Origin of the sequence: Kitasatospora sp. NPDC057518 (genome assembly GCF_042802075.1) — a bacterium.
Taxonomy (GTDB): domain Bacteria; phylum Actinomycetota; class Actinomycetes; order Streptomycetales; family Streptomycetaceae; genus Kitasatospora.
The window spans coordinates 1-4,654 of record NZ_JBHVEU010000587.1; the positions used below are offsets into that span (position 1 = coordinate 1).

The following is a 4,654-nucleotide window of genomic DNA, read 5'->3' on the forward strand; positions in this document are numbered from 1 at the left end:
GCCGCGGGGCCTCGCCCCGCGGCCGCCGGGCCACCCTCACCACGACCGGACGCCGGAGGCGGGCCGATGCGCAGGGCCATGACCATGCTGGGCGGTGCCGCCGCGATCGCCGTCCTGGCGACGACCACCGTCGGCGGTACCGCGCTCGCCGACCCGGCGGCCGGTGTCACACCGCGTGCCGTCGACGTCGTGGGTGTCGGCGACGGGACGACCCAGATCCTGATGAACCGGATCGCGAGCGGCTACAACGCCTCGCTGACGGATCCGGCGACACCGAGGCTGTACAGCTGGGACACGCGCCCGAGCGGGACCATCACCACCAAGTCGGGTGCCACGACGATCGCCCGGCCCGCGGACCAGCACGCCGGCATGGTCGCGCTGAACGGCCGCACCGGCACCACCGTGGACTTCGCCCGCGCGTCACGCGGCCCGCAGCAGGACGACCTCTCGACGGACGACTTCGTGGCCATCGCCTGGGACGCCGTCGCCTGGGCCGCCCCGGCCACCGGCAACGCCCCGGCGAACCTGAGCACCGGGAACCTGAAGGACATCTACACCTGCGCGGTCACCACCTGGAACCAGATCGACCCGGCGCTGCCGAACGCCACCATCAAGGCCTACCTTCCCCCGTCCGGGACAGGTCTGAGGGCGCACTTCCTGCTCACGATCGGTCGCGGCTACGCGGTCACCCCCGGTGCCTGCGTCACCAGCGGCATCCGGGAGAACCAGGGCAGCGACCCGGTCCTGGCCGACCCCGACGCGTTGATCCCCTACTCGACGGGCTACTACATCGGCCAGGCGTACCAGGGGCAGGGCGGTGGTGAGGACGTGCCGGGTGCCCTGACCCTGAGGTCCGTCGACGGCATCGCGCCCATCGACCCGCAGACCAGGACGATCTCGGCCTCCGCCGTCACGGCGCCGTACGGGGTCGTGCTGTCGAACGTCCTGCGCGACGCGGAGCTGTACGCCGACAACACCCGTGGTGCCGCGCTGCGCGGCATCTTCGGCCGCGGTGGCTGGATCTGCCGCAACGGCGCGGACGCCATCAGGAAGTCCGGTTTCGTCCCGTTGCCGCAGATCGCCTGCGGCTCCGTCACCCACTCCTGAGCCCCGCCGAACCGCACCACCCGCACATCACCTCTCCCTCTCCCAAGGAGTCCAGCATGTCCCGCATCAGCGCCCGCCTGGCCGCTACCGGTGCCGCCGTCGTCCTCTCCCTGACCGCCGTGAGCGGCGTCGCCGCCGCCGACACGGCCACCACCCCGGCCGCCGGCCAGGCCGTGATCACCACCGACGTCAACTTCCTGACGAACGCCGCGCTCAACGGCATCGTGATCATCCCGCTCCAGCCCGCGGACCCGGCGTACGACCAGACGGCGGGCCTCACCGTGACGCTTCCGGTGACCGGCGGCGCCGCGAACATCCCGAACTTCTACGGCGACGTGCAGTTCGGTGGCGGCCTGCTCTTCCTGAACCTCAAGACCGGCAAGAGCGTGGCCTTCAAGCAGCTCGACTTCTCGGTCGACAACGGCTACTTCACCGCCGTTCCGAACGGCTCGACCACGCCGGTCCCGCTGCTCGACCCGTCCGGCGACAACGTGATCACCCGCAGCGGCCTCACCCAGAACCTGACCTCCTCCAGCTTCGAGGTGGACGCGGCCGGCGCGCAGTACCTCGACACCAAGCTGGGCACCGGCTACTTCACCGCCGGCCAGAAGATCGGCAAGCTCGCGCTGTCCTACACCCCGGCGCACTGAACCACCCGGTACCGCTCACCCGGTACTGAACCGCAGGTCGGCGGGCCCGCGCCTCGGCGCGGGCCCTTCGCTTGCGGAGTTCCCAACTCCGGTACGGAGTCGTCGCGTTGTGGTCTCGTACATCTGGTCGACCGGATCCCGCCATGTCCGGCTGGCCGAATAGTACGCACGGAACCGTCCGTCCCCAGCGCGATCGACGCCCTCGTGCCGCCTCCCTCGGCGGCCCGCATCTCCCGGAGGCCTCGCCATGAGAAACCGCGTACCCGACCCGAGAGGCCCAGGGAGGTGGCGCCGTCGACTACCGGCCCTGGTCCTCGCCAAGGCCGTGGTGGCGGCGCTCGCCGTCATTCCGATCGGGTTGGGCGCGGCGCCACAGGCGCACGCCGACTCGGCGGTGACCGTCCCGGGCCCGAAGGTCTGGATTCCGTCCGCCAAGAAGTACGGCACCGAGGGCAGCGTGACCGTCTCCCAGACGGCGAACCTGACCAACCAGGTCCTCCAGGTGTCCTGGAGCGGCTTCACCCCGACGGTCTACCTGGGCACCAACGATCCCGCGCCGACGGCGCAGTCGCTGTCGACCCACATCCTCTACGCGGTGCGGATCTACCAGTGCCGGGGCACCGACCCAGCGGTGACGGACTGTTACGGCAGCACCCTCTACGGCGGCGACCGGACGAAGGGCTTCGAGCAGCCGCCCCGGCCGACGCGCACGGAGGTGCCGGAGTGGCCCACCAACCAGGTGATCGCCGCCACCGGCCCGGACGGCTCGGGCAGCGCCTCGATCGAGGTGTGGAGCGCGAAGGAGAGCTCCACGCTCGGCTGTGACGCGACCCACCCCTGTTCCCTGGTGGTCGAGCCGAACTACGGCGGCGACCCGCTGGACCTCTTCCAGGTCCTCGACGGCAAGGCCGACTGCGAGTTCCACGACCTGGACGCCGACCCGGACGGCTACACCGCCGCCGACGGGATCATGACCCCCGGCAACCAGAACTGGAAGACGGGCAACCGGACCAGCGAGCAGTGCGCCTGGCAGCACCGGACGGTGGTCCCGCTGTCCTTCGCGCCCACGGCGGACTCCTGCACGGTGAGCAACCAGGCCTTCGGTGCCGCCGGTCTGGAGATGGCCAACCGGGCCATGCAGCAGTGGCGGGCCGGCCTGTGCCTGGGCGACTCGCCGATGACCGTGGGCTACGTCCCCTCCGGTGGTGAGCCGCAGGCCCGTGCCGCGTTCCTGGGGGGCAGCAGCAGCACGGAGGTCGCGCTGACGGCGCGGCCCGACCGCTCGCCGCCCACCCGTCCGTACGTCTACGCCCCGCTCGCGACGACCGGCATCTCGGTCACGTACCTGATCGACGACCCGAAGACCGGGCGGCAGATCCGCGACATGAAGCTGAACGCCCGGCTGGTCGCCAAGCTGCTCACCCAGTCCTACGCCTCACCGGGGACGAGCATCCCCTCGGTGGCCGGCAACCCGAACTGCCTGTTCACCGACCCCGAGTTCAAGCAGCTGAACCCGGAGACGGCGGCCAACGGGATCCACTGGCCGACGAGTTGCGGCGGCACCCTGACGATCTACCCCGGTGTCCCCGGTGGCACCACCGACTTCACCTACCAGCTGACCTCGTGGTTCGCCGCCGATCCGGACGCGAGCCGCTTCCTCGACGGTGAGCCGGACCAGTGGGGCATGCGCGTCGACAGCTTCTACCTGAAGCCGAAGTTCGCCGGCTACCCGGCGGAGGCGTTCCAGGTCCAGGACTACTCGGGGCCCGCGCAGGGCAGTGCCGGAGTCGACTTCAAGCACTGGAAGCAGTACGAGTGGAACCCCTCGCTCGACGGTCTCGGGCGGGTCGCGCGCAACCTGATGCAGTACCAGCCGAACTGCCAGCAGCCGAACACCGAGTCGGACGGCAGCCACAAGGCCTGTGCCACGCAGATCCCCGGCCAGCGGTCGCTGCTCGCCATCATGGACACCGGCCAGGCCAAGGCCTTCTCGCTCCCCGAGGCCTCGCTGCTCAACCCGGCCGGCTCCTTCGTGTCGCCCGGCACGGCCGGCTTCCAGGCCGCCGTCGGCGACATGCCGACCGACGCCGCCACCGGGGTCCAGCAGCTGCCCTACGGCACGCCGGACACCGCGTTCTCGCGTGACCAGCGGGCGTACCCGCTGACCGCGGTGCAGTACGCGATGGTGCCGACCGGCGGCGTGCCCGCCGAGAAGGCCGCGTCGATCTCGCAGTTCCTCAAGACCGTGACCACCGACGGCCAGACCTACGGCCTCGCGCCGGGGCAGCTCGCCCAGGGCTACCTCGCGCTGACCGGCGCCCAGCGGCAGCAGGCCCAGGAGGCCGTGCAGCACGTCGCGGCCCAGGACGGCAAACTGCCCGGCAACCAGACCGCCCCTCCGCCCGGCGGCGAGCCGGGCACCCCGGAGAGCGGCAACGGTTCCTCCGGCTCCGGCGGCACGGGCGACGGCACCACCCCGGTGAGCGGCTCCGGCACCGGCGGCACCACCGCCGACGGCAACTCCGGCGGCACCGGCTTCGGCTCCTCCGACGGCCTGTCCGGCGGCGGCCTCTCCGGCACCGGCTCCACCGGGACCGGCACGGCCGGCGGTGCCGCGGCTCCCGGCGCGGCCGGCGGCGCCAAGCCCGGCGCGGGCGCCGCGCCCTCCGGCAACGCGATCGCCGCGGCCCCGGTCGGCACCCCGGTGCCCGACCGTCCCGGCACCGCCCGCCTGCTGCTGCCCGTCGCGCTGATCGCCGGCCTGGTGCTGCTGGTCGGAGGACCGGCCGCGCTGGTCCTGGGCGGTACCCCGGCCGGGGCGAAGGTGCTGACCGGCGCCCGCGCCCAGTGGTCGCGACTGCGCCGCAAGTAGGAACCCGCGCTCGGCGGGGCCGCCG

The 4,654-nt window shown here is 72.3% G+C and carries 3 protein-coding genes; all 3 read left to right on the plus strand.

Translation table 11 applies throughout. The features are described from left to right. Window positions 1–66: 66 nt before the first annotated feature. The 3 genes from ACFU7Z_RS36590 to ACFU7Z_RS36600 all read left to right on the plus strand — a co-directional run bounded on the left by ACFU7Z_RS36590 (window position 67) and on the right by ACFU7Z_RS36600 (window position 4,629). Entirely contained in the window at window positions 67–1,107 is a 1,041-nt protein-coding gene (locus ACFU7Z_RS36590) for a PstS family phosphate ABC transporter substrate-binding protein (protein WP_380743236.1), read from the plus strand. Between the two features lie 56 nt (window positions 1,108–1,163). Next, window positions 1,164–1,757 carry a hypothetical protein gene (locus ACFU7Z_RS36595; RefSeq protein ID WP_049655591.1) on the plus strand — a complete coding sequence of 198 codons (594 nt, stop codon included), beginning with the start codon at window positions 1,164–1,166 and terminating at the stop codon, window positions 1,755–1,757. 247 nt (window positions 1,758–2,004) lie between these two features. Further along, the gene (locus ACFU7Z_RS36600) at window positions 2,005–4,629 is read left to right on the plus strand and encodes a hypothetical protein (RefSeq protein ID WP_380782368.1); all 2,625 of its coding nucleotides are present in this window, start codon (window positions 2,005–2,007) and stop codon (window positions 4,627–4,629) included. Window positions 4,630–4,654 lie beyond the last annotated feature (25 nt).

Coding starts and splice junctions, on each gene's coding strand:
- ACFU7Z_RS36595 (WP_049655591.1), top strand. CDS start 1,164: ATGTCCCGCATCAGCGCCCGCCTGGCCGCTACCGGTGCCGCCGTCGTC.
- ACFU7Z_RS36590 (WP_380743236.1), top strand. CDS start 67: ATGCGCAGGGCCATGACCATGCTGGGCGGTGCCGCCGCGATCGCCGTC.
- ACFU7Z_RS36600 (WP_380782368.1), top strand. CDS start 2,005: ATGAGAAACCGCGTACCCGACCCGAGAGGCCCAGGGAGGTGGCGCCGT.